The sequence below is a fragment of the Stenotrophomonas sp. CFBP 13724 genome (genome assembly GCF_014841975.1).
Lineage (GTDB): Bacteria > Pseudomonadota > Gammaproteobacteria > Xanthomonadales > Xanthomonadaceae > Stenotrophomonas > Stenotrophomonas lacuserhaii.
In genome coordinates, this window is record NZ_JACYUW010000003.1 from 177,759 (window position 1) to 199,126 (window position 21,368).

At 66.7% G+C, this 21,368-nt stretch carries 18 protein-coding genes; 10 read left to right on the forward strand and 8 right to left on the reverse strand.

The window, feature by feature from the left end; translation table 11 throughout:
* Positions 1–23: 23 nt before the first annotated feature.
* The 6 genes from IFT63_RS14360 to IFT63_RS14385 form a co-directional block, all read right to left on the reverse strand.
* On the reverse strand, positions 24–815 hold the full coding sequence (locus tag IFT63_RS14360) for a lysophospholipid acyltransferase family protein (protein WP_042612213.1): 792 nt from the start codon (positions 813–815) through the stop codon (positions 24–26).
* 130 nt (positions 816–945) lie between these two features.
* Positions 946–1,380, reverse strand: coding sequence for a hotdog fold thioesterase (locus IFT63_RS14365; protein ID WP_042612212.1), 435 nt, complete (start codon positions 1,378–1,380; stop codon positions 946–948).
* Between the two features lie 13 nt (positions 1,381–1,393).
* Complete coding sequence (locus tag IFT63_RS14370) at positions 1,394–3,448, reverse strand: phospholipase D-like domain-containing protein (RefSeq protein ID WP_192084815.1); 2,055 nt, start codon at positions 3,446–3,448, stop codon at positions 1,394–1,396.
* On the reverse strand, positions 3,445–4,068 hold the full coding sequence (locus IFT63_RS14375; RefSeq protein WP_042612210.1) for a YceI family protein: 624 nt from the start codon (positions 4,066–4,068) through the stop codon (positions 3,445–3,447). Before IFT63_RS14375 ends, IFT63_RS14370 begins: the two co-directional genes overlap by 4 nt.
* Positions 4,069–4,072: 4 nt before the next feature.
* A complete protein-coding gene (locus IFT63_RS14380) occupies positions 4,073–4,549 on the reverse strand; it encodes a histidine phosphatase family protein (RefSeq protein WP_042612209.1) in 477 nt (158 codons plus the stop codon).
* A 34-nt stretch (positions 4,550–4,583) separates the two neighbouring features.
* A complete protein-coding gene (locus IFT63_RS14385) occupies positions 4,584–5,216 on the reverse strand; it encodes a ParA family protein (protein WP_192084817.1) in 633 nt (210 codons plus the stop codon).
* A 126-nt stretch (positions 5,217–5,342) separates the two neighbouring features.
* Between IFT63_RS14385 and IFT63_RS14390 the strand changes: the two genes are divergently transcribed.
* On the forward strand, positions 5,343–6,827 hold the full coding sequence (locus IFT63_RS14390; protein WP_042612207.1) for an AAA family ATPase: 1,485 nt from the start codon (positions 5,343–5,345) through the stop codon (positions 6,825–6,827).
* Between the two features lie 48 nt (positions 6,828–6,875).
* Here the strand turns inward: IFT63_RS14390 and IFT63_RS14395 are convergent, their stop codons facing one another.
* Positions 6,876–7,511: a tetratricopeptide repeat protein gene (locus IFT63_RS14395; RefSeq protein ID WP_192084819.1), complete on the reverse strand. Its 636-nt coding sequence runs from the start codon at positions 7,509–7,511 to the stop codon at positions 6,876–6,878.
* Positions 7,512–7,674: 163 nt separating this feature from the next.
* Here IFT63_RS14395 and IFT63_RS14400 point away from each other — a divergent pair, with 163 nt between their 5' ends.
* The 3 genes from IFT63_RS14400 to IFT63_RS14410 all read left to right on the forward strand — a co-directional run bounded on the left by IFT63_RS14400 (position 7,675) and on the right by IFT63_RS14410 (position 13,274).
* Complete coding sequence (locus IFT63_RS14400; RefSeq protein ID WP_192084821.1) at positions 7,675–11,364, forward strand: indolepyruvate ferredoxin oxidoreductase family protein; 3,690 nt, start codon at positions 7,675–7,677, stop codon at positions 11,362–11,364.
* Positions 11,365–11,471: 107 nt separating this feature from the next.
* Positions 11,472–11,966: a helix-turn-helix transcriptional regulator gene (locus IFT63_RS14405; protein WP_192084823.1), complete on the forward strand. Its 495-nt coding sequence runs from the start codon at positions 11,472–11,474 to the stop codon at positions 11,964–11,966.
* An 18-nt stretch (positions 11,967–11,984) separates the two neighbouring features.
* A complete protein-coding gene (locus tag IFT63_RS14410) occupies positions 11,985–13,274 on the forward strand; it encodes a HipA domain-containing protein (RefSeq protein WP_192084825.1) in 1,290 nt (429 codons plus the stop codon).
* Here the strand turns inward: IFT63_RS14410 and IFT63_RS14415 are convergent, their stop codons facing one another.
* Positions 13,275–13,892, reverse strand: coding sequence for a DUF938 domain-containing protein (locus tag IFT63_RS14415; RefSeq protein ID WP_042612203.1), 618 nt, complete (start codon positions 13,890–13,892; stop codon positions 13,275–13,277).
* A 124-nt stretch (positions 13,893–14,016) separates the two neighbouring features.
* Here IFT63_RS14415 and IFT63_RS14420 point away from each other — a divergent pair, with 124 nt between their 5' ends.
* The 6 genes from IFT63_RS14420 (at position 14,017) to IFT63_RS14445 (ending at position 21,368) form a co-directional block, all read left to right on the forward strand.
* Entirely contained in the window at positions 14,017–15,648 is a 1,632-nt protein-coding gene (locus IFT63_RS14420) for a TldD/PmbA family protein (RefSeq protein WP_042612219.1), read from the forward strand.
* 33 nt (positions 15,649–15,681) lie between these two features.
* On the forward strand, positions 15,682–17,316 hold the full coding sequence (locus tag IFT63_RS14425; protein WP_192084827.1) for a TldD/PmbA family protein: 1,635 nt from the start codon (positions 15,682–15,684) through the stop codon (positions 17,314–17,316).
* 21 nt (positions 17,317–17,337) lie between these two features.
* Positions 17,338–18,672 carry a TldD/PmbA family protein gene (locus IFT63_RS14430; RefSeq protein WP_191769083.1) on the forward strand — a complete coding sequence of 445 codons (1,335 nt, stop codon included), beginning with the start codon at positions 17,338–17,340 and terminating at the stop codon, positions 18,670–18,672.
* Positions 18,673–18,748: 76 nt separating this feature from the next.
* On the forward strand, positions 18,749–19,423 hold the full coding sequence (locus tag IFT63_RS14435) for a DUF4159 domain-containing protein (RefSeq protein WP_192084956.1): 675 nt from the start codon (positions 18,749–18,751) through the stop codon (positions 19,421–19,423).
* A 48-nt stretch (positions 19,424–19,471) separates the two neighbouring features.
* Positions 19,472–20,455, forward strand: coding sequence for a MoxR family ATPase (locus IFT63_RS14440; RefSeq protein ID WP_192084829.1), 984 nt, complete (start codon positions 19,472–19,474; stop codon positions 20,453–20,455).
* A gap of 16 nt (positions 20,456–20,471) precedes the next feature.
* Positions 20,472–21,368 carry a DUF58 domain-containing protein gene (locus IFT63_RS14445; protein ID WP_192084831.1) on the forward strand — a complete coding sequence of 299 codons (897 nt, stop codon included), beginning with the start codon at positions 20,472–20,474 and terminating at the stop codon, positions 21,366–21,368.

The following is a 21,368-nucleotide window of genomic DNA, read 5'->3' on the forward strand; positions in this document are numbered from 1 at the left end:
GCGCGGGGACGGACACCGTCGGCTCAGCTGCCGGCCATTGCCGCAACGATGCGGGTACGCGAGGTTTCGGCGATGCGCCGGCGACCTTCCCGGTCCTGCCCGCTGATCGGCTCCAGGAAATGCACTTCGGCACGACGGGCCGGCTCGCCCAGCAGGCGCAGGAAGTTGGCGAAGAAACTCTCGCGCGGGCCGAACGCCACCACGGTCTGTGCGTCGCCGCCTGCACCGTAGCGCAGCGCCACCGGCTGCACCGGTACGCCGGTTTCCACCGCCGCCTGGAAGATGCGTGCGTGGAACGGCCCCACTTCATGACCACCACGGGTGCGGCCCTCCGGGAACACACCCACGCCCTTGCCTTCGCGCAGGCGCACGACCATCTGCTGCATCACCCCATCCAGCGATTCGGTGCTGCCCCGCTGGTGGAAGATGGTCTGCCCGCGCCCGGCCAGCCAGCCGACCACCGGCCAGCCGGCAATTTCGCGCTTGGCGACGAAACCCATCATGCGCTGGCTGTGCAGCACGCAGATGTCGACCCAGCTGACATGGTTGGCCACGAACAGCACCGCGCCGTGCAGCGGTTTGCCGATGCGCACCAGGCGGAAGCCGAAGATCCACATGAGACCGGCCGACCACCAGTTGACCACCTTGTAGCCAAGCGGTTCATCGCCCACGCGCAGTTCGCCCCACGGCGGCAGCATGCCGATGAGGATCAGCGGCAGGAACACAAGCAGGTGGATGAGCAGCAGCGGTACGCGGTACAGGTAACGGCACACACGCGCCACGCCGCCACGAGTGGCCGGAGTGGGGGAATTCATGCGGGAACGATACCCGAGCACCGTAGCGCCTGCCAGCACGCGGTGGCCAAAGCGGCTGCGCGGACGGGCCAGCGGCGGGCAACGCTGTGTTCCGCGGCGTCCTGCCGGCGCCGGTCCAGGTGCCGGGCACTCAACCGTGGCCGGCCGCCACCACCGCCAGGGTCAGGCGCGAAGTGCAGACCAGCCGGGCCTGTTCGTCTTCGATGCGGATGTCCCAGATCTGCGTGCTGCGGCCGACATGCACCGCACGCGCGGTACCGGTGACCAGGCCCTCGCGCTTGGCGCGGACGTGGTTGGCATTGATCTCCAGCCCGACGCAGACCTGCTGGCCGTTGTCCACGCAGAGGTTGCCGGCACTGCTGCCCAGGGTCTCGGCCAACACCACCGATGCCCCGCCATGCAGGATGCCGTAGGGCTGGTGGGTACGTGCATCCACCGGCATGGTCGCCTGCAGCCAGTCATCGCCGACCGCAGTGAAGACGATTCCCAGCTGGGATATCACCGTGTTGGCGCTCAGCGCGTTGAGGGCATCAAGGGAAACCGCGTGGCGGAATACGGAAGGCACGGCACGACTCCAGTCAGAGGATCGGTACCAGGCCGGCGCCGAAGGCGGTCAGCATGCGCACCAGCAACAATTTCGGGCCGACGTTGACTTCAGGGAAGTCACCCACGGCGGTGTAACAGGCATGGAAGTCCGGGTGCTGCCGCGGCAGCGGCTCGGGGCAGGCCGGGCCCGGCTGGAACTCGTAGTCGGTGGCGTAGCGCCACGGCCAGAAATCCAGGATCGGCAGCGCCTCGGAGGCCTTGCCCATGCTGTAGTTCAGCCCGGACAGCACCGGCGGCTTGCTGCGCGGTGCCACCGTCCAGGAATTCTGTGGATCGATGTCGCGCAGGATGCTGTCGGCCAGGCGCTGGGCGAACACCGGGTCGTCGATGATCACCGCGCCTTCGGTGTTGTAGTTTTCGCTGCGCGGATCGAAGTTGTGCGTACCGATCACGCCGATGCGGCGATCCACCACCAGCGACTTGGCGTGCAGCCCCATGCGTGCGCCCTGGCGGGTCACCGGCAGCGGGCGATTGACCGCCTTGCTGCCCAGGAACGAGGGACGGGTCTCGGTGCGCAGCAGGTCGCGCTCCACTTCACTGCCGGCCGCGCGGCGACGTTCGCGTGCATTCTGGTAGGCACTGCCGGTGCGTGGATTGCTGCGCGGCTGGGCCGCCTCGCGTGCGGTGGCGTCGTTGCGGCTGCCGCTGCCGGGAGGCCGCGCATTGCTACCGGCCGCACTGCCGCCCAGCAGCCCGCCGCGATCGCCTTCCGGGGCGTCGCCGGCGATCGGGTCCGGCAGCAGGTTGCGGTAATCCACCGGAGCATCCAGCGGGAACGGCTTGAACTCGAAGATGTTGAAGCCCAACTCGCGCATGTTGCGGCGCTTGTACTTGTAGGACAGCGCGTAGACGATCGGGTTGTCGGTGGCCGCCAGGCTGTTGGTGGATACCAGCACGCGCGGCGGATCGGCCTGCCTGCGCAGGTCGGCGAACAGCTTGCGCGCCGGCTTGGACAACACCAGGTACGGCGTCTGCAGCAGCACTTCGGATTGTGCCTCGGCGATCAGCCGGTCCAGCTGCGGTTCGGTGACATGCTGCCCGTTGCGTGGCTGCTCGACGGTCTCGCGGCGATGCTTGCGCGGCAGGTCGGCGACGTAGCGCACCGATGCCACCGGCAGCGCGGTATCGACGAAGCTGCGGGTGATCCACGCATCATCGATGGCTTCAGCCAGCACCCGCTCGACCCGCTCGGGCCGTCGATACACGGCCGGCGGCAGGGAAGGCGGGCCACTGTCGAGCAGGATCCGGCCGACATCGTTCAGGCGTTCGGCCGGCACGCTGCGCGGGGCCTTCCAGAACGCTTCGAAGTTGGCCGCCATCACCCGCGCTTCGGGACCGGCCACCAGCACGTCGCGGTCGCGGAAGTTGTATTCCGAATCCCAGTCGTAGTAGTCGTCCTGGTAGTTGCGCCCGCCCACTACGCCGATCGCATCATCGACCACCAGCAGCTTGTTGTGCATGCGCTGGTTGAAGCGGCGGAAGCAGCACAGCACGCTGCCTGCGTAGTCGAAGTAGTTCAGCTGCGCCTTGCCGAAGGTCGGGTTGTAGACGCGCAGTTCGAAATTCTGGTGGGCCGATGACAGCGCGCCGAGGATCTGCAGGTCGGAGATCGCCGACAACTGGTCGATCAGCAGGCGCACCTTCACGCCACGCCGGCTGGCCGCCAGCAGTTCGTCGATCACCAGCCGGGCGCTGTCGTCCTTGTCGAAGATGTAGGTCTGCAGGTCGATGCTGCGGGTGGCGCTGCGCAGCAGGTTCAGCCGCGCCACCAGCGCCTCTTCGCCCTCGTCCAGGATGGTGGCGTAATGCCGGGGCTGGTCGGGGGTCGATGCGGTAAAGGCACGCCCGGCCAGCGCGCGCAGCGGTGAATCCTGTGCGCAGCGATCAGCGCGGTCGCAGTCCACGACCGTGGAGCGGGCCTGTACGGCGATCCCCGCGGCACGCTCACGCTCGCTGTTGGACAGCGACGCGCAGCCGCCGAGCAGCAGCAGGCCTGCCAGCATCACCCAGCGGCACATCAGGTTCACGGTTTCGGCGCCTCGCTCAGGCGCGCTCGCAGTACGAAGGTCACTCGATCACTCAGGGCAAGCTGCCAGTTGTCCATGCCGTAGCGGCCCCGCAGGACGGTCCCGCGGCTGACGACATCACAATCATAGCCGGGTCTGGCGCATTCCGCCTTTTCCACCCGCAGCGTTTCCGGATGGCTGACCCCGCGCAGCATCAGGCGACCTTCGATGTCCCCCCCGTGGTCCACCCGGGCCGGGTCGTAGGGAAGCGAATCGAATTCCACCACCGGGTGGCGGGCGGCATCGAAGAACTCTTCCCCGCGCATCCAGCCGGTGTAGCGCGGCTTGCCGGGGATCTCCACCGAGCGGGTGTACATCTTCAGGTGGACCTGGTGGCGCCCATCGGACAGCACCTCGATGCGGCCTTCGAAATGCGGAAAGCTGCCTTCGATGCGCTGCCCCAGCCGACTGCGCACTTCGAACCCCAGCCGCGAGCGCTGGGTATCCAGCACCAGCGGCGCGCGGTGCACGACCTGCACTGCCGGCAACGCTGGCAATGCCGCAGGCGGCGCCGGCTGTGCGGCCAGCGCTCCCGGAACCACAGCCAATCCGAGCAGCAGCCCCCTCTGCCACGCGTTCATCGGATCACGGCCACCAGAATGCGTTGAGGCTGGCGACGCCGGGCTCGATGCTGGCTTCCTTGGGGAACTGCAGCACCGCGATACCCGCCGGCGGCATGCCACGGTAATCGCTGGTCTCGCCCGTGTTCAACAGGGCGACCAGGCGTTCCAGGCCGGGATTATGACCGACGATCATCAGTCGTTCGACGTCGTTGCGGTCGTCGACCAGCCCGATCAGGGTGCCGGGCGTAGCGTCATACACCTTGTCTTCCAGCTTGTGTTCGAAGAAGCCGGTGACGCCGACCACCGCCTCCAGGGTTTCGCGGGTACGGCGTGCCGGTGAACAGAGCACGCAATCAGGCTGCAGGTTGTTGTCCTTGAGCCACTTGCCGGCCGCTTCGGCCTCGGCAAGTCCGACCGCCGAAAGGGGTCGGTCAAGATCGGCCTGGCCGGTGCTGGCCGGTTCGGCGTGGGCATGGCGAAGCAGGATCAGTTCACGCATCGGAGTCTTCCATTGGATGAGGGGTACAAGCGGCTCATGCCTTGTCCAGCCATTTCAGCAGAGGTTCCCAGTCGGCCTGGTGTTCGCGGACCTGGACGGAGCGGTAATCGAACAGGCTGCGTCCCAGTCCGGTCATGACCACGTAACTCTGGCTGTCACGCAGCTGCGCCACTACCGGATAGGGCCAGTCGGACAGCATCTGGATGGCCTGCTGCGAGGTCTGTGTCCACGGCTTGGTGCGGTTGAGCACCAGCCCGACCGGCAGCTTGCGGTTGTGCACGCGGGCCACCTTGGACAGGCTGTTGAGGAAGCCCACGATGGCTTCGATGTCCAGCGCCGAAGGCAGCACCGGCACCACCACGGCATCGGCGGCGTCGAGGAAATGCAGGATATCGTCGGCCAGCGCACCGGCCGGGGCGTCGATGATCACCGTGTCGGTGCCATCGGGGAGCTTCTGCGCCCATTGCTTCTTCTTGTGCACGTCGATCGGCAGCACCGCGCTTTCCAGCTCGGACCTGCGCTGTGCCCAGCGGGTACTGGAGCCCTGCGGGTCGGCGTCGGCAATCACCGTACGCCGGCCCTGCAGTGCCGCATGTGCGGCCAGGTGGGTGGCGATGGTGGTCTTGCCCACCCCACCCTTGGAACCGGCCACCAGGATGGTCTTCATGCAGGCCTCGCTTCCGGGAGAACGTTGCCCGAGCGTACACCGGTGCAGGTGAGGGGGATAGTCGCGCGGCTGAACCACCCGGGCCATGGCTTTGTTATCGTGGCGCCCCCGAAGGATCGAACCGCCATGAGCGAACTGCAGGACCTCAGCGCCCTGATACGCGCCAATACGCCCCTGATCGTGATCGAGACCCAGGATGAGGGTCGGATCATCGAACTGTTCCGGCAGACCCTGCTGCAGGTATGGCGGGCACTGCATCGCTGGTCGATCACCGAAGGCCTGCGCCGCATCGACCTGGAACGTGAGGACGATGCAGTGGGTCCGCCCGATGCCAGTGCAGCACTGCAGATGATCCAGCAGGCCGACCAGCGCGGCATCTACCTGCTGCTCGATTTCCATCCCTACCTGGGTTACGCCAGCCACCAGCGCGCGCTGCGCGATATCATCCAGCGCCGCCACAGCCAGCCGCACGTGCTGGTGCTGATCGGCGCGAAAGTGACCCTGCCGCCCGAACTGGAAGCGCTGGCGACGCGGTTCAACCCGCGCCTGCCCGACGCCAACGCATTGCTGAAGATGCTGCGCGAGGAAGCGGCCGGTTACGCGCGTGAGCACGGCGGCCGCCGCGTCGAGGTCGACAGCGAGGCGGTGAAGAAGATCCTGCGCAACCTGCAGGGCCTGAGCCTGGTCGATGCACGGCGGATCGCCCGCCAGCTGATCTATGCCGACGGCGCGCTCGGTGACGACGACCTGCCCCAGCTGGCGCGGCTGAAGTTCGAACTGCTCAACCGCAGCGGCCACCTGATGTACGAGTACGACACCGCGCGCTTTGCCGACGTGGCCGGCGCCAACCGGCTCAAGCGCTGGGTCAACCAGCGCCGGATCGCGTTCCTGGCAGGCGCCGCACCGGCCGGCCTGGATCCGCCGCGCGGCATGCTGCTGCTGGGCGTGCAGGGCTGCGGCAAATCGATGCTGGCCAAGGCGACCGCCGCTGGTTTCGGCGTTCCCTTGCTGCGCATGGATGTCGGCGCGCTGTACAACAAGTACCACGGCGAAACCGAGTCCAACCTGCGCCAGGCACTGGCGTCGGCCGAACAGCTGGCGCCGTGCGTGCTGTGGATCGATGAGATCGAAAAGGGCCTGGCGACCGGCGGCGAAGACGGCGGCGTATCACGCCGCGTGCTGGGCACGCTGCTGACCTGGATGGCCGAGCGCAAGGCAGCGGTATTCATCGTGGCCACCGCCAACCAGGTGCACGAACTGCCCGCTGAACTGCTGCGCAAGGGCCGCTTCGACGAGATCTTCTTCGTCGACCTGCCCGGCCCGGATGTACGAGTGGAACTGCTGCGCCTGCACCTGGCACGTCGTCAGTTGAATGCCGATGATTTCGCGCTGCCGGCGCTGGCGGCCGCGGCGGATGGTTTTTCCGGCGCGGAAATCGAACAGGCCATCGTCGCCGGCCTGTACGCCGCCCATGCCGACCAGCGGGCGCTGGATACCGACGTGCTGATGGCGGAAATCCGCGGCAGCCGCCCGCTGTCGGTGCTGATGGCCGAACAGGTCCAGGCGCTGCGCGAGTGGGCCGCAGCCCGCACGGTCAACGCCGACGATTGATGTCCGGCGCCGGGCTCGCCATCCGGCGGCCTGGCGCGGCATGTCCGTTCAGGGCCACTTCGGCGGCTGCGCGGCCCAGGCCTGCTGTACCTGCGCCAGCGTGGCGCGCTCGCTGTCGCGCCACGTCGGCAACAGACTCGGGTAGTTCGTCGAGGTGCTCCATTGGCCGGGTTCGGTGCGGACGGCGGCGGCATACCACTTGACCGCATCCTCCTTCTGCCCGAGCTCCCACAGGGCCAGTGCGTAGGTCGGCGGAATCCACGACGGATTGCCGCGCAATGCGCTGGCGGCGGCGTGCCACTGCTCCAGCGCCGCCTCAGGCTGGCCCTGGCGGAACAGGTCCCAGCCATGGTTCCAGCGCACCATCCGGCCCGACGGCGAATTGGCTGCGGTGGCCTGCAGCGCTTCGGTGTAGAGCTGCTGGCCAAGTTCGGTGCGACCCTGCGCGATGGCCACACCGGCCAGCTGCACGGTCGCCTCGAGCGACTTGCGCCCCCGTTCGCGCTGGCGCAGCAGCTGGCTGACCAGCTCATCGCCCTCGGCCTGGACCACCACCACCGGAACGGCAGCGGGATCAGGATCGAAATAGAACTCCTGCGGCGCAGGCAGGAGGGGGGCAGCCCATGCAGCGGCTGTCCCCGATACCAGCACCAGGCTGGCAAGGAACTGTCTAACAAGTGACATCGATTTTTCCCCAGGTTGCAACAACAACCTCCCACTTCCTGATCCTAACCGCAGTGCGGTACCAGAAGCGAGTACCGGCCGACGACCGGGCCACTGTTACAATCCGCGCCCTCCGGTCCTGCGCCAGCGCAGCCGGCGCCAGCCGATCCGAACCAGGCCAGCCATGACCAGTACCGCCCAGCTCACGTCTCCCGATTCTGCCGACCAGCTCGACCGCGACTACACGCTTGACCACAAGTACGCGCGCGAAACCGGGCGGATCTACCTGAGCGGTGTGCAGGCGCTGGTCCGGCTGCCGCTGATGCAGCGGCTGCGCGACGCCGCCGCCGGCATCGACAGTGCGGGCTTCATCAGCGGCTACCGTGGCAGCCCGCTGGGCGGCTTCGACCTGGAACTGTGGCGCGCGCGCCAGCATCTGGACGCGGCCAGGGTGAAGTTCACCCCCGGCCTGAACGAGGATCTCGGCGCGACCATGGTCTGGGGAACGCAGCAGACCAACCTGTTCCCGGGTGCCAACGTGCAGGGCGTGTTCGGCATGTGGTACGGCAAGGGGCCGGGCGTGGACCGCTGTGGCGACGTCTTCAAGCACGCCAACGCGGCCGGCACCTCACGCCTGGGCGGCGTGCTGGCGCTGGCGGCCGATGACCATGCCTGCCGCAGTTCCACCCTGCCGCACGGCAGCGAGGACGAGTTCGTCAGCGCGATGATGCCGGTGCTGAACCCGGCCGGTGTGCAGGACATCCTGGACATGGGCGTGCTGGGCTGGGCGATGAGCCGCTACACCGGGCGCTGGATCGGCTTCAAGACCATCGCCGAGACGGTGGAATCATCGGCATCGGTGGACGTGGACCCGCTGGCACGACGCATCGTGCTGCCCGAGGACTTCGAGATGCCGGCCGGTGGCCTCAACATCCGCTGGCCGGACCCGCCGCTGGACCAGGAAATGCGCCTGCACCGCTATGCGGTCAAGGCCGCGCAGGCGTTCGCGCGTGCCAACGGCATCGACCGCACCGTGCTGGATTCACCGCGCGCGCGGCTCGGCATCGTCACCACCGGCAAGAGCTACCTGGACGTGCTGCAGGCGCTGGAATACCTGGGCCTGGACGAGGCGGCCTGCGCCGACATCGGCATCCGCGTCTACAAGGTCGGCATGACCTGGCCGCTGGAACCGCAGGGCATCGCCCGCTTCGCGCAGGGGCTGGAAGACATCATCGTGGTGGAAGAGAAGCGAGCCTTCATCGAGCGCCAGATGAAGGAACAGTTCTTCAACTGGCCGGCCAGCTGGGGCCCGCGGCCGTCCATCGTCGGCAAGTACGACGAGGAAGGCGAGTGGATCCTGCCGTCCACCGGCGAGCTGACCCCGGCCACCATCGCCGGGGTGATCGGCCGGCGCATCCAGAGGTTCTTCAACAACGACTCCATCGAACAACGCCTGCAGTGGATGCAGGAGAAGGAAGCCGAGCTGGCCCTGCCGCGCGCGAACTTCCCGCGCGTGCCGCATTACTGCTCCGGCTGCCCGCACAACACCTCCACCACCGTGCCGGAAGGCTCGCGCGCGCTGGGCGGCATCGGTTGCCATTACATGGTGACCTGGATGGACCGCAGCACCGACACCTTCACCCACATGGGGGGCGAAGGGGTGACCTGGGCCGGCCAGGCCGCCTTCACCGATACCCCACACGTGTTCCAGAACCTGGGTGACGGCACTTATTTCCACAGTGGCTCGCTGGCGATCCGCCAATCGGTCGCCGCCGGGGTCAACATCACTTACAAGATCCTCTACAACGACGCGGTGGCGATGACCGGTGGCCAGCCGGTGGACGGCCCGCTGAGCGTGCCGGACGTCGCCCGGCAGATGCGCGCCGAAGGCATCCAGACCATCGTGGTGCTGTCGGACATCATCGAGAAATGGACCCGGCAGCGCGACCAGTTCCCGGACGGCGTGGCCTTCCATGACCGCAGCGCGCTGGATGCGGTGCAGAAGCAGCTGCGCGAGGTGAAGGGCGTTTCGATCCTGATCTACGAGCAGACCTGCGCGACCGAAAAGCGACGCCGGCGCAAGCGCGGCAAGCTGGAAGACCCGGCCAAGCGGGTGGTGATCAACTCGCTGGTGTGCGAGGGCTGCGGCGACTGTGGCAAGAAGAGTTTCTGCGTATCGGTGCTGCCGAAAGAGACCGAGTTCGGGCGCAAGCGCGATATCGACCAGTCCAACTGCAACAAGGATTATTCCTGCACCACCGGCTTCTGCCCGAGCTTCGTCACCGTGCACGGCGGCAAGCCGCGCAAGGGCAGCAAGCGTGATGCCTCCACCCTGCTGGACAACCTGCCGGCACCGCCGGTACGGACCGCGCTGGAGCAGCCCTGGAACATCCTGATCACCGGCGTCGGTGGCACCGGCGTGGTGACCATCGGCGCGCTGCTGGGCATGGCCGGGCACCTGGAGGGCAAGGGCTCTTCGGTGCTGGACCAGACCGGCCTGGCGCAGAAGGGCGGTGCAGTCACCACCCACATCCGCATCGCACGCACCCCGGCCGACATCCATGCCGTGCGCATCGCCGCCGGTGAGGCCGACCTGGTGCTGGGCTGCGACATGGTGGTGGTCAACGATTACTGGGCGCTGTCCAAGGTGCGCGCCGGTCGCACCCAGGTGGTGCTCAACACCTATGAAGCCATGCCGGGCAGCTTCACCACCCGGCCGGACATGCAGTTCCCCGCCGCCGACATCGTGGCCGGCATCCGCGTGGCGCTGGGCGGCGAATCGCCGCTGCTGCTGGACGCCACCCAGCTGGCGACCGCGCTGCTGGGCGATGCGATCGCCGCCAATCTGTTCATCCTGGGCTACGCGTGGCAGCAGGGCCTGGTGCCGCTGTCCTTCGATGCGCTGATGCGCGCCATCGAGCTCAACGGCGCGGCCGTTGCGATGAACCAGCAAGCCTTTGCCTGGGGCCGCCTGGCCGCGGTCGACCCGCACGCCGTGCAGCAGGCCGCGGGCCTGGTCCGCAATGGCCACACCTCGGCCGAGACCACGCCGGGTCCGTTGCACGCGTTGCCGCCGGGCGAATGGGAAAGCACCGAATGGGGCGCCACCACCGCACCGCGCAACAGCAGCGACGAACGCGAGCTGCGTGGCCTGCCCGGGCACGCCGGCGATGACGTGGCGTTCCTGCCGCTCGACGATGAGCGGCTGTCGCGCTCGCTGGATGAAATGATCACGCGCCGCGCCGCATTCCTGGTCGACTATCAGGACCAGGCCTATGCAGACCGCTACCGGCGCCTGGTCGATCGCGTGCGCAAAAGCGAACAGGACACGCTGGGCGGCTCCACCGCGCTGACCGAAACCGTGGCCCGCTACCTGTTCAAGCTGATGGCCTACAAGGACGAGTACGAAGTAGCGCGGCTGTACACCAGCGGCGATTTCCAGCGCCGCCTGCAGCAGCAGTTCGAAGGCGATTACCAGCTGCGCTTCCATCTGGCCCCGCCGCTGTTCGCGAAGAAGGATGCGCAGGGCCGCCTGATCAAGAAGGAATACGGCCCGTGGATGCTGAAGGCGTTCGGCGTGCTGGCCAAGCTGAAGTTCCTGCGCGGTGGCAGGCTGGACCCGTTCGGCCGCACCGCCGAGCGCGTCGGCGAACGCCGGCTGATCACCGATTACGAGGCCACCGTGCAACTGCTGCTGGACGGCCTGGATGACCACCGGCTTGCGCTGGCGGTGGAGATCGCCAGCATTCCCGAGCACATCCGCGGCTACGGCCACGTCAAGGAAGCGCACCTGGAGAAGGCCAAGGCACGCGAGGCGACCTTGCTGGCGCAGTGGAACAACCCGCGGGCGCTGCATATCGTCCAGGTGGCTTGAAGCAGACTTGGGGGACGCCTGCCTCAATGTGTACGATCAATTACATTCGTAGAAAGTGAACGAACAATCACTTTTACAAAATGTGAGCTTTCGCTTACCTTTGCGTCATGGCGATTGTCCGCACCCCTGATGATCTCGGGCACCTGATCCGGCAACGTCGCAAGGCGTTGTCATGGGATCAGGCGACGCTGGCTCATCGGGTGGGGGTCAGCAGGCGCTGGATCATCGAGATCGAAAAAGGCAAACCGGCCGCAGCACTCAATCTGGTGCTCAGGACACTCAACGTCCTTGGCCTGCAGCTCGATGCGGCATCGTCCGACGCGGAATCCGGATCCGTCCAGCGCTCGTCGGGTGCCGTCCTGCAGTTGCCGGACATCGATCAGATCATTTCCCGGCGCAGGGTCCAGCCTGCGGCGAGGGTAATGGGCACCACTGCTCGTGGATCAGGACCGGAACAAGGAACGACACGGGGTGCGAGCGTGCGTGAACCCTCTGCCACCTTCCGTGTCGACGGCACCGATGCCCCCGCAGAGAGAAGCGTGACCGATCTGGTCAACGGATGGCTGGCGAAAACCACGCCGGCGAAGCCTTCGCCAAAGTAAGACACCGCGGAGAATAGCGTGGCACTGAATGTCCTTCTTTCCGGCGTCGTCGCCGGAACACTGAGCACCGATGCGCATGGCCATCCGACCTTCCAGTACGACAGGGGATGGCTCGATACTCCGGGGGCGTACCCGCTCTCCCTGAGTCTGCCGCTGCTCGGCACCCGATTCGCGCATGAAGTTGTTTCTGCGTTCCTGTGGGGCCTGTTGCCTGACAACGAAGATCTGCTTCAACGCTGGGGATCCTACTTTCAGGTGTCGCCGAGAAATCCAGCCGCGCTTCTCGCCCATGTCGGGGAGGACTGTGCGGGAGCGGTACAGTTCGTACGCGACGATCGCCTGGTTGCCATCCAGAGTGGAACTGATGATGCGGTCGTCGACCTTTCCGATGCCGAACTCTCGGCGCGTCTGTCCGCCCTCAGGAAAACGCGCGGCGTCGGCATGATCTCAGACGAGGTAGGGCAGTTCAGCCTCGCTGGTGCCCAATCCAAGATCGCGCTGATGCAGCGCGCGGACGGTGGCTGGGCCATTCCCAGCGGTCGCGTGCCGACAACCCACATCCTCAAGCCGCCGAGTGGCGACTACGACGGCTTTGTGGAGAATGAGATCTTCTGCTTGCGCCTGGCCCGTCATTTCGGCCTCGCTGCCGCACATGTCGAGAAGGTCACGGCGGGCACCGAATCAGCCATCTCGGTGGAACGCTACGACCGCGTCCTTGGGCAGGACAGGTGGCTACGTGTCCATCAGGAAGATTTCTGCCAATCACTGGCGATCACCCCGCACCTGAAATACCAGAGCCATGGCGGGCCGGGGCCGGCCGAGATTGCAGGTGTATTGTGGAAGCACTCTTCGCAACCGCAGGCTGACGTTGATGCGCTGATGCGGGCGCTCGTCTTCAACTATCTCATCGGCGGCACGGACGCGCACGCCAAGAACTATTCCGTGCTGTTCGGCGCCGATGGCAACGTCCGGTTGGCGCCTCTCTACGATATCTCCAGCGCGCTCCCCTATCCCGGGCTCCAGCAACGAAAGATCAAGATGGCCATGAAGATCGGAAGCCATTACCGGTGGTGGGATATCCGCCTGCAGGATTGGCAAAGTACGGCGGTGTCGATGAATCTGGATCCTGCGGCAACGCTGCACATGCTCGCAACCATGGCCGCCAGGCTCCCCGGGGAAGCCCACGAGGTCAACCTGCAACTGAGAGCCGAGGGCCTGGGGCATGCTGTTGTGGATCGGCTTGTCCAGGAACTCCACCTCGCGAGCGCACGCCTGCTGGCGAAGTTCAAGGTCAGCCCCGACGCCTGATCACCCCATCCGCCATAGCAGCAACCGGTTGTTGGCCGGCATCGGCAGATCGTCAACTGCGATGAACCCCTGCGCCACCGCCAGCGCCTGCACCGCCTCACCATCGCGGATGCCGCTGCGTGGATCGCGGGCCTTCAGCCAGCCATCGAACTGGGCATTGCTGTCACTGGTGTACTCGCCCCCGTAATTGAAGGGGCCATACACCGCCAGCAGCGCGCCACCTTCCAGCAGCGCAGGCAGGCCGGCGAACAGCGCCTGTACGTGGTCCCATCCCATGATGTGAAGGGTATTGGCACTGAACGCCGCATCGAAGCGCGCGGTCCCGGCCGGCACGGCCAGCGGCGGCGCCGGCGGCAGCGCGGCCTGCAGCGCGAACGGGGGCTGCAGATTGGCCAGCCCGGCATCGTCCCGCCACGCGCGGATCCCCGCCAGATGGTCCGGGTGGTCGCTGGGCTGCCACTGCAGCCATGGCCAGCGCTGGGCGAAGTACGCGGCATGCTGGCCGGTACCACTGCCGATCTCCAGCACGCGGCGGCGATCGGCCATGAACGGGTCCAGCGCGGCGGCGATCGGATCGCGGTTGCGCTCGCAGGCAAGGGAGTATGGCTTTTCAGTCATGGTTCGTGACGAAAGTGGCAGAACGCCATTGTGCCTGTGACACGACCATGACTGCAGTCACTTGTGCCATTGCATGGCGCTGGCGAAAGTCGGGTGTCAACTGAGTGCACGTGGGGTGATGGCAGTGCGACGTCGTGATTTCCTGGCCTTCACCGGCGCAGGCCTGGCCGGCCTGATGCTGCCGCATGGGCGATTGATCGCCGCCGAGCAGCTGCTCGAACCCGGTGACCCGGCGCTCGGCAAGCGCCTGGCCGATGCCGCGCTGCAGGCCGCACGCGGCGCCGGTGCCAGCTACTGCGACGTACGCATCGGCCGTTACCTGAGCCAGGGCATCATCACCCGCGAACGCAACGTGGAGAACGTCACCAACAGTGAATCGGCCGGTGTCGGCGTGCGGGTGATCGTCGACGGCGCCTGGGGTTTCGCCGCCACCCACCAGCGCACGCCGGAACAGGTCGTGCAGGCGGTGGCGCAGGCGGTGGCCATCGCCCGTGCCAACGCGAAGGTGCAGACCCGCCGCGTTCAGCTGGCCGCCACGCCCGGGGTGGGCGAAGTCAGCTGGCGCACGCCGCTGAAGAAGAACGCGATGGCGGTGCCGGTGCAGGACAAGGTCGGCCTGCTGCTGGACATCAACGGCGCCGCGCTCGGCGCCGGCGCGGACTACTTCAATTCCACCCTGTTCCTGGTCAACGAACAGAAGTACTTCGCCTCCAGCGATGGCTCCTGGATCGACCAGGACGTGCACCGCATCTGGCTGCCCTTCACCGCCACCGCGGTGGACAAGGCCAGCGGCCGGTTCCGCACCCGCAACGGCCTGTCCGCGCCGATGGGCATGGGCTACGAGTTCCTCGACGGTGACCGCAGCGGGCGCTTCGAACTGCCCGGCGGGGTGGTCGGCTACGGCCAGTCCTACGACCCGCGCGAAGACGCACTGGCCGCCGCGCGCCAGGCACGCGAAAAGCTCACTGCGCCTTCGGTGAAGGCCGGCAAGTACGATGTGGTGCTGGACCCGTCCAACCTGTTCCTGACCATCCACGAGAATGTCGGCCATCCGCTGGAACTGGACCGCGTGCTGGGCTACGAGGCGAACTACGCCGGCACCAGCTTCGCCACGCTGGACAAGCGCGATGCCGGCTTCCGCTGGGGCAGCGACCTCGTCAACTTCACCGCCGACAAGACCCAGCCGGGCAGCCTCGGCGCGGTGGGCTACGACGATGAAGGGGTCAAGACCCAGCGTTGGGACCTGGTCCGCGACGGCATCCTGGTCGACTACCAGGCCACCCGCGATGAAGCGCATATCCTCGGGCGCGACGCCTCGCATGGCTGCAGTTACGCCGATTCGTGGTCCAGCGTGCAGTTCCAGCGCATGGCCAACGTCTCGCTGGCGCCGGGCAAGGCGCCGCTGAGCGTGGCGGAAATGGTCAAGGACGTGGAGAACGGCCTGTATTTCCACGGCCGCGGCTCGTATTCCATCGACCAGCAGCGCTACAACGCGCAGTTCGGCGCCCAGCTCTGCTACCAGATCAAGGACGGCCGCATCACCGGCATGGTCGAGGACGCGGCCTACCAGATCCGCACGCCGGAGTTCTGGAACGCCTGTGCGGCGATCTGCGATGAGCGCGATTTCCGCCTCGGCGGCTCGTTCTTCGATGGTAAGGGCCAGCCCTCGCAGGTATCGGCGGTATCGCACGGTTCGTCCACCACCCGTTTCAACGGCATCAACATCATCAACACCGCGCGCAGTCTCGGCGCATGAGTCCTGTCCAACATCCACACGTGGAGAGCAGCCTTGCAACGACGTGACTTCCTCGCCCTCACCGGGCTTACCGCGGGCGGGCTGCTGGTGCCCTCCTTCTTCGGCAAGGCGATCGCCGCCGAACAACTGCAGACCGTGCTCGACCCGGCCTTGAAAAAGCGCCTGGCCGATGTCGCCCTGCAGGCGGCGCGCAGTGCCGGCGCCACCTACTGCGACGTGCGCATCGGCCGCTATCTGCGGCAGTTCGTGATCACCCGCGAAGACAAAGTGCAGAACGTGGTCAACACCGAATCGACTGGTGTGGGCATCCGCGTGCTGGTCAACGGGGCCTGGGGCTTTGCGGCCACCAACCAGCTGGCCAGTGCGGACATCGCCAAGGCGGCGCAGCAGGCGGCGGGCATCGCACGCGCCAACGCCGGCATCCAGACCGCACCGGTGCAGCTGGCTGCAGCCCCCGGCGTGGGCGAGGTGAGCTGGCGCACGCCGGTACGCCGCAATTCCATGGAAGTGCCGATCAAGGACAAGGTCGACCTGCTGCTGGACGTCAACGCGGCGGCGATCAATGCCGGCGCCAGCTTCGTCAATTCGATGATGTTCCTGGTCAACGAACAGAAGTATTTCGCCTCCACCGATGGCTCCTACATCGACCAGGACGTGCACCGCATCTGGGTGCCGATGACGATCACCGCCATCGACAAGGAAAGCGGCAAGTTCCGTACCCGCGAGGGCCTGTCCGCGCCGATGGGCATGGGCTACGAGTACCTGGACGGTTCGGCCGCCGGCAAGGTGGTCACCCCCAACGGGGTGGTCAACTACTCCACGTCCTACGACATGAAGGAAGACGCCATCGCGTCGGCCAAACAGGCGCGCGAGAAGTTGAAGGCGCCCTCGGTGAAGCCCGGCAAGTACGACCTGGTGCTGGATCCTTCGCACACCTGGCTGACCATCCACGAATCGGTCGGCCATCCGCTGGAACTGGACCGCGTGCTCGGCTACGAAGCCAACTACGCCGGCACCAGCTTCGCCACGCTGGACAAGCGGGAACAGCGTTTCCAGTACGGCAGCGAGCTGGTCAACATCTTCGCCGACAAGACCCAGCAAGGCAGCCTGGGCGCGGTGGCGTACGACGACGAAGGCGTGAAGTGCAAACGCTGGGACCTGATCAGCGACGGCAAGCTGGTGGATTACCAGACCATCCGCGACCAGGCCCACATCCTCGGCAAGACCGAGTCCGATGGCTGCTGCTATGCCGATTCGTGGTCCAGCGTGCAGTTCCAGCGCATGGCCAACGTGTCCATGGCACCGGGCAAGCAGAAGCTCAGCGTGGATGAGCTGATCAAGGACGTGGAGAACGGCATCTACATCATCGGTGACGGCTCGTTCTCGATCGACCAGCAACGCTACAACGCGCAGTTCGGTGGCCAGCTGTTCTACGAGATCAAGAACGGCAAGATCACCGGCATGCTGGAGGACGTGGCCTACCAGATCCGCACCCCGGAGTTCTGGAATGCCTGCAGCGCCGTCGCCGACGAGCGCGACTACCGCCTGGGCGGCTCGTTCTTCGACGGAAAGGGCCAGCCGGGCCAGGTCTCGGCGGTCTCGCACGGTTCGTCCACTGCCCGTTTCAATGGCATCAACGTCATCAACACCGCACGCAGCCTCGGCTGACCGGTCTGGAGCCCGAAACCCATGAGCATCTTCACCGAACAGCAGGCCAAGGCCATCCTCGACAAGGTCATCGCCCTGTCCAAGGCCGATGAGTGCACCGCGACCCTGGCCGGGTCCATCAACGGCAACATCCGTTTCGCGCTGAACAACATCTCCACCAGCGGCATCGTCAGTGATGCCTCGCTGGCCGTGGAAGTGGCCTTCGGCAAGCGCGTCGGCACCGCATCGATCAACGAGTTCGACGATGCCGCGCTGGAACGCGTGGTGCGCCGTGCCGAAGACCTGGCCCGGCTGGCGCCGGAGAATCCGGAGTTCATCCCGGCGATCGGCAAGCAGACCTATCGCCCTACCCCGACCTTCAGCGAATCCACCGGCGCCATCGATCCGGCGTTCCGCGCCAAGGTCGCCGCCGATTCGATCCTGCCGTGCCGCCAGGCCGGGGTGATCGCGGCCGGCTTCCTGGAAGACGGCCACGGCTTCGTCGCCACCGCCAACAGCAACGGCAACTTCGGCTACCAGCGCACCAGCAGCTTCGATTACACCTGCACGGTGCGCACCGAAGACGGGCGCGGTTCGGGCTGGGTCGGCCGCAACCTGAAGGATGCGGCCGACTTCAAGGCCGACCAGGACGTGCGCATCGCCATGCGCAAGGCCACCGAATCGGCCGAAGCCAAGGCGCTGGAACCGGGCAAGTACACGGTGATCCTGGAACCGGCCGCCGCCGCCGGGCTGATCAGCTTCATGATGCGCTTCTTCGATGCGCGCTCGGCCGATGAAGGCCGCAGCTTCCTGTCCAGGAAGGGCGGCGGCAACAAGCTCGGCGAGCAGGTGTACGACCCGCGGGTCAACCTGCACGCCGATCCGTGGCACCCCGAAGCGCCGGTGCTGCCGTGGGATGACAACGGCATGCCGCGCGACAAGGTCGCCATCATCGAAAACGGCAAGATCGCCAACCTCGACTACTCGCGTTTCTGGGCACAGAAGCAGGGCAAGACCGCCAACGCGCGGCCGGGCAACCTGCTGATGAGCGGCGGCGACAAGAGCACCGCCGACCTGGTGCGCGGCACCCAGAAGGGCATCCTGGTCACCCGCACCTGGTACATCCGTATGGTCGATCCGCAGACCGTGCTGCTGACCGGCCTGACCCGCGACGGCACGTTCTACATCGAGAACGGGCAGATCAAGCATCCGGTGAAGAACTTCCGCTTCAACGAATCGCCGGTGATCATGCTCAACAACATCGATGAACTGGGCAAGCCGGTGCGGGTGGCCGGGGATGAGTCCAGCTTCGTGATGATGATCCCGCCGATGCGCCTGCGCGATTTCACCTTCACCTCGTTGTCCGACGCGGTCTGATGCCGCACTGGATCGGTAGCGACGGCCGCTGGCCGTCTGCAGGGACGGCGTGAACCGCGCGCAGTTCCTGCGTGCGATGCTCGGTGGTGCCGCCCTGGCGGCGCTGCCGCGCTTCGCCCGTGCCCAGGCCGGCCGCTACGATTTCTGGTTCACGCGGCTGAAATACGATTCCGGTGACTGGGACGTGGATGCGCGGATGCCGTCCAACCTGATCACCTCGCTGATCGATTACACCAGCCTGCGCGTGGACCCGAAGGAACACGTGCTGGACCTGTCCGATCCCCGCATGCTGCAGGCACCGTTCTGCTACCTCGCCGGCCACAAGCTGGTGGAGTTCAATGCCGCCGAGCGCGAGAACTTCGTACGGTACGTGCGCAACGGGGGCTTCGTGTTCGTGGACGACTGCAACCACGATATCGATGGCCTGTTCGCCAAGTCCTTCGAAGCGCAGATGGCCAAGCTGTTCGGCGCTTCGGCATTGAAGAAGCTGCCCAACAACCACGCGCTGTACCGCAGTTTCTTCAACTTCCCGGAGGGCCCGCCAGCCACCGGTTTCGAGTTGAATGGCTGGGGCGACGACCTGGTCCACGATTACCTCAAGGGCATCGAAGTGGACGGCCGGCTCGGGGTGCTCTACAGCAACAAGGATTACGGTTGCGAGTGGGACTACGATTGGCGCAACAAGCGTTTCCTGGCCGAAGACAACACCCGCTTCGGCGTCAACATCGTGATGTACGCGTTGAACAACTGAGCATGGCCGGGCGCTGCCCGGCGTTTCCCCCACCTGACAGGCTTGACCATGACTTCCCCTGACCTTGATTCCCTGCTGCCGCGCCTGCAACAGCTGCGCGATGCGCTCGCCCAGGCCGTGGTTGGCCAGCACGAGGTGGTGGAGCAGCTGCTGATCGGCCTGCTGGCCGGTGGCCACTGCCTGCTGGAGGGCGCGCCCGGGCTGGGCAAGACCCTGCTGGTGCGTTCGCTGGGGCAAGCGCTGGAGCTGCAGTTCCGCCGCGTGCAGTTCACCCCGGACCTGATGCCCAGCGACATCCTGGGCACCGAGCTGCTGGAGGAAGACCATGGCACCGGCCACCGCCATTTCCGCTTCCAGAAGGGTCCCATCTTCACCAACCTGCTGCTGGCCGACGAACTGAACCGCACGCCGCCGAAGACCCAGGCGGCGTTGCTGGAGGCCATGCAGGAACGCACCGTCAGCTACGCCGGGACGACCTACACGCTGCCACAGCCGTTCTTCGTACTGGCTACCCAGAACCCGATCGAACAGGCCGGTACCTACCCGCTGCCGGAGGCACAGCTGGATCGCTTCCTGCTGCATGTGCGGGTGGATTACCCCAGCGAGCAGGAAGAACAGGACATCCTGCGCCAGACCACCGGCAGCAGCAGTGGCAGTGTGCCGAAGGTGATGGATGCCGAGGCGGTGATCGCGCTGCAGGACGCGGTGCGCCAGGTGCACGTCAGCGACGATGTGCTGGCCTGGATCACCCGGCTGGTCCGCGCCAGCCGCCCAGGCGTGGCGGCACCGGCGGCGGTGAACCAGTGGATCAAATGGGGTGCCGGCCCGCGCGCCGGCCAGTCGCTGGTACTGGCCGCGAAGGCACGTGCGCTGCTGCAGGGGCGCTTTGCCGCCACGCGCGACGACGTGCAGGCGCTGGCCGCGCCGGTGATGCGCCACCGCCTGCTGCTGTCCTTCGCCGCCGAGGCCGAAGGCAAGGCCGCCGACGACGTGGTGGCTGCGCTGCTGCAGGCCGTGCCGTTCCCCGGCTGACCGCGACGACGCACGCGTGGACCACAACGCCCCCATTGCCCTGCCCGCCGACGTCCGCGGCCGCCTGAAGGCGCTGCGCCTGCAGCCCCGCCGTGCGCACGGTGCGCATGGCATCGGCCAGCACGCCAGCCGCAGCCGGGGCGCGGGGCTGGAGTTCGCGCAGTACCGCGCGTACGAACCCGGCGACGAACTGCGCCAGGTGGATTGGAAACTCTACGCACGCTCGGACCGCTTCTTCGTTCGGGAATCCGAGCGCGAGAGTCCGGTAACGGCCTGGATCCTGGTCGACACCAGTGCCTCCGCCAACCAGCGTGATCGCGTGCGGCCGGACTGGTCCCGACTGGACCACGCCTGTGCGGTGGCCGCCTGCCTGGTTGAACTGGCGTTGCAGCAGGGCGATCGCTTCGGCCTGCTGGCCATTGGCGGCAGCGGGGTGCAGCTGGTGCCCGCCGGGATCGGTGCGCGCCACCGCGACCGCGTGCACCTGCAGTTGCGCCAGCTCAGCGCCACGGGCACGTGGCCGCCTGCCGAGAGGCTGCGCCCGGTGTGGGAGCGCGTGCATGCGGGCGACATGCTGGTCGCGCTCGGCGATGGCTTCGATGAGGCCGGCACCCAGCTGCTGGAACGCCTGGCCGCCGCGCGCCGGGATGTCTTCAATGTGCAGCTGCTGACCGCCGAAGAACGCGAGTTTCCGTTTACCGAAGGCCATCGGTTCCGCGACCCGGAGACCGGGGAGGAACTGCTGGGTGATGGCCGCGCCCTGCGCGCGGGCTATCTGCAACAGTTCGCCCAGGCCCGGCACGCGCTGCAGGCGCGCCTGCAGTCTGCCGGCATCGCCCACGCCACCGGCTGGCTCGACGAGCCACTGGATGCCCCGCTGCAGCAGCTGTTCGGCACGCGGGGCGCCACATGA

Coding starts and splice junctions, on each gene's coding strand:
- IFT63_RS14360 (WP_042612213.1), bottom strand. CDS start 815: ATGAATTCCCCCACTCCGGCCACTCGTGGCGGCGTGGCGCGTGTGTGC.
- IFT63_RS14375 (WP_042612210.1), bottom strand. CDS start 4,068: ATGAACGCGTGGCAGAGGGGGCTGCTGCTCGGATTGGCTGTGGTTCCG.
- IFT63_RS14380 (WP_042612209.1), bottom strand. CDS start 4,549: ATGCGTGAACTGATCCTGCTTCGCCATGCCCACGCCGAACCGGCCAGC.
- IFT63_RS14385 (WP_192084817.1), bottom strand. CDS start 5,216: ATGAAGACCATCCTGGTGGCCGGTTCCAAGGGTGGGGTGGGCAAGACC.
- IFT63_RS14390 (WP_042612207.1), top strand. CDS start 5,343: ATGAGCGAACTGCAGGACCTCAGCGCCCTGATACGCGCCAATACGCCC.
- IFT63_RS14395 (WP_192084819.1), bottom strand. CDS start 7,511: ATGTCACTTGTTAGACAGTTCCTTGCCAGCCTGGTGCTGGTATCGGGG.
- IFT63_RS14400 (WP_192084821.1), top strand. CDS start 7,675: ATGACCAGTACCGCCCAGCTCACGTCTCCCGATTCTGCCGACCAGCTC.
- IFT63_RS14405 (WP_192084823.1), top strand. CDS start 11,472: ATGGCGATTGTCCGCACCCCTGATGATCTCGGGCACCTGATCCGGCAA.
- IFT63_RS14415 (WP_042612203.1), bottom strand. CDS start 13,892: ATGACTGAAAAGCCATACTCCCTTGCCTGCGAGCGCAACCGCGATCCG.
- IFT63_RS14430 (WP_191769083.1), top strand. CDS start 17,338: ATGAGCATCTTCACCGAACAGCAGGCCAAGGCCATCCTCGACAAGGTC.
- IFT63_RS14435 (WP_192084956.1), top strand. CDS start 18,749: ATGCTCGGTGGTGCCGCCCTGGCGGCGCTGCCGCGCTTCGCCCGTGCC.
- IFT63_RS14440 (WP_192084829.1), top strand. CDS start 19,472: ATGACTTCCCCTGACCTTGATTCCCTGCTGCCGCGCCTGCAACAGCTG.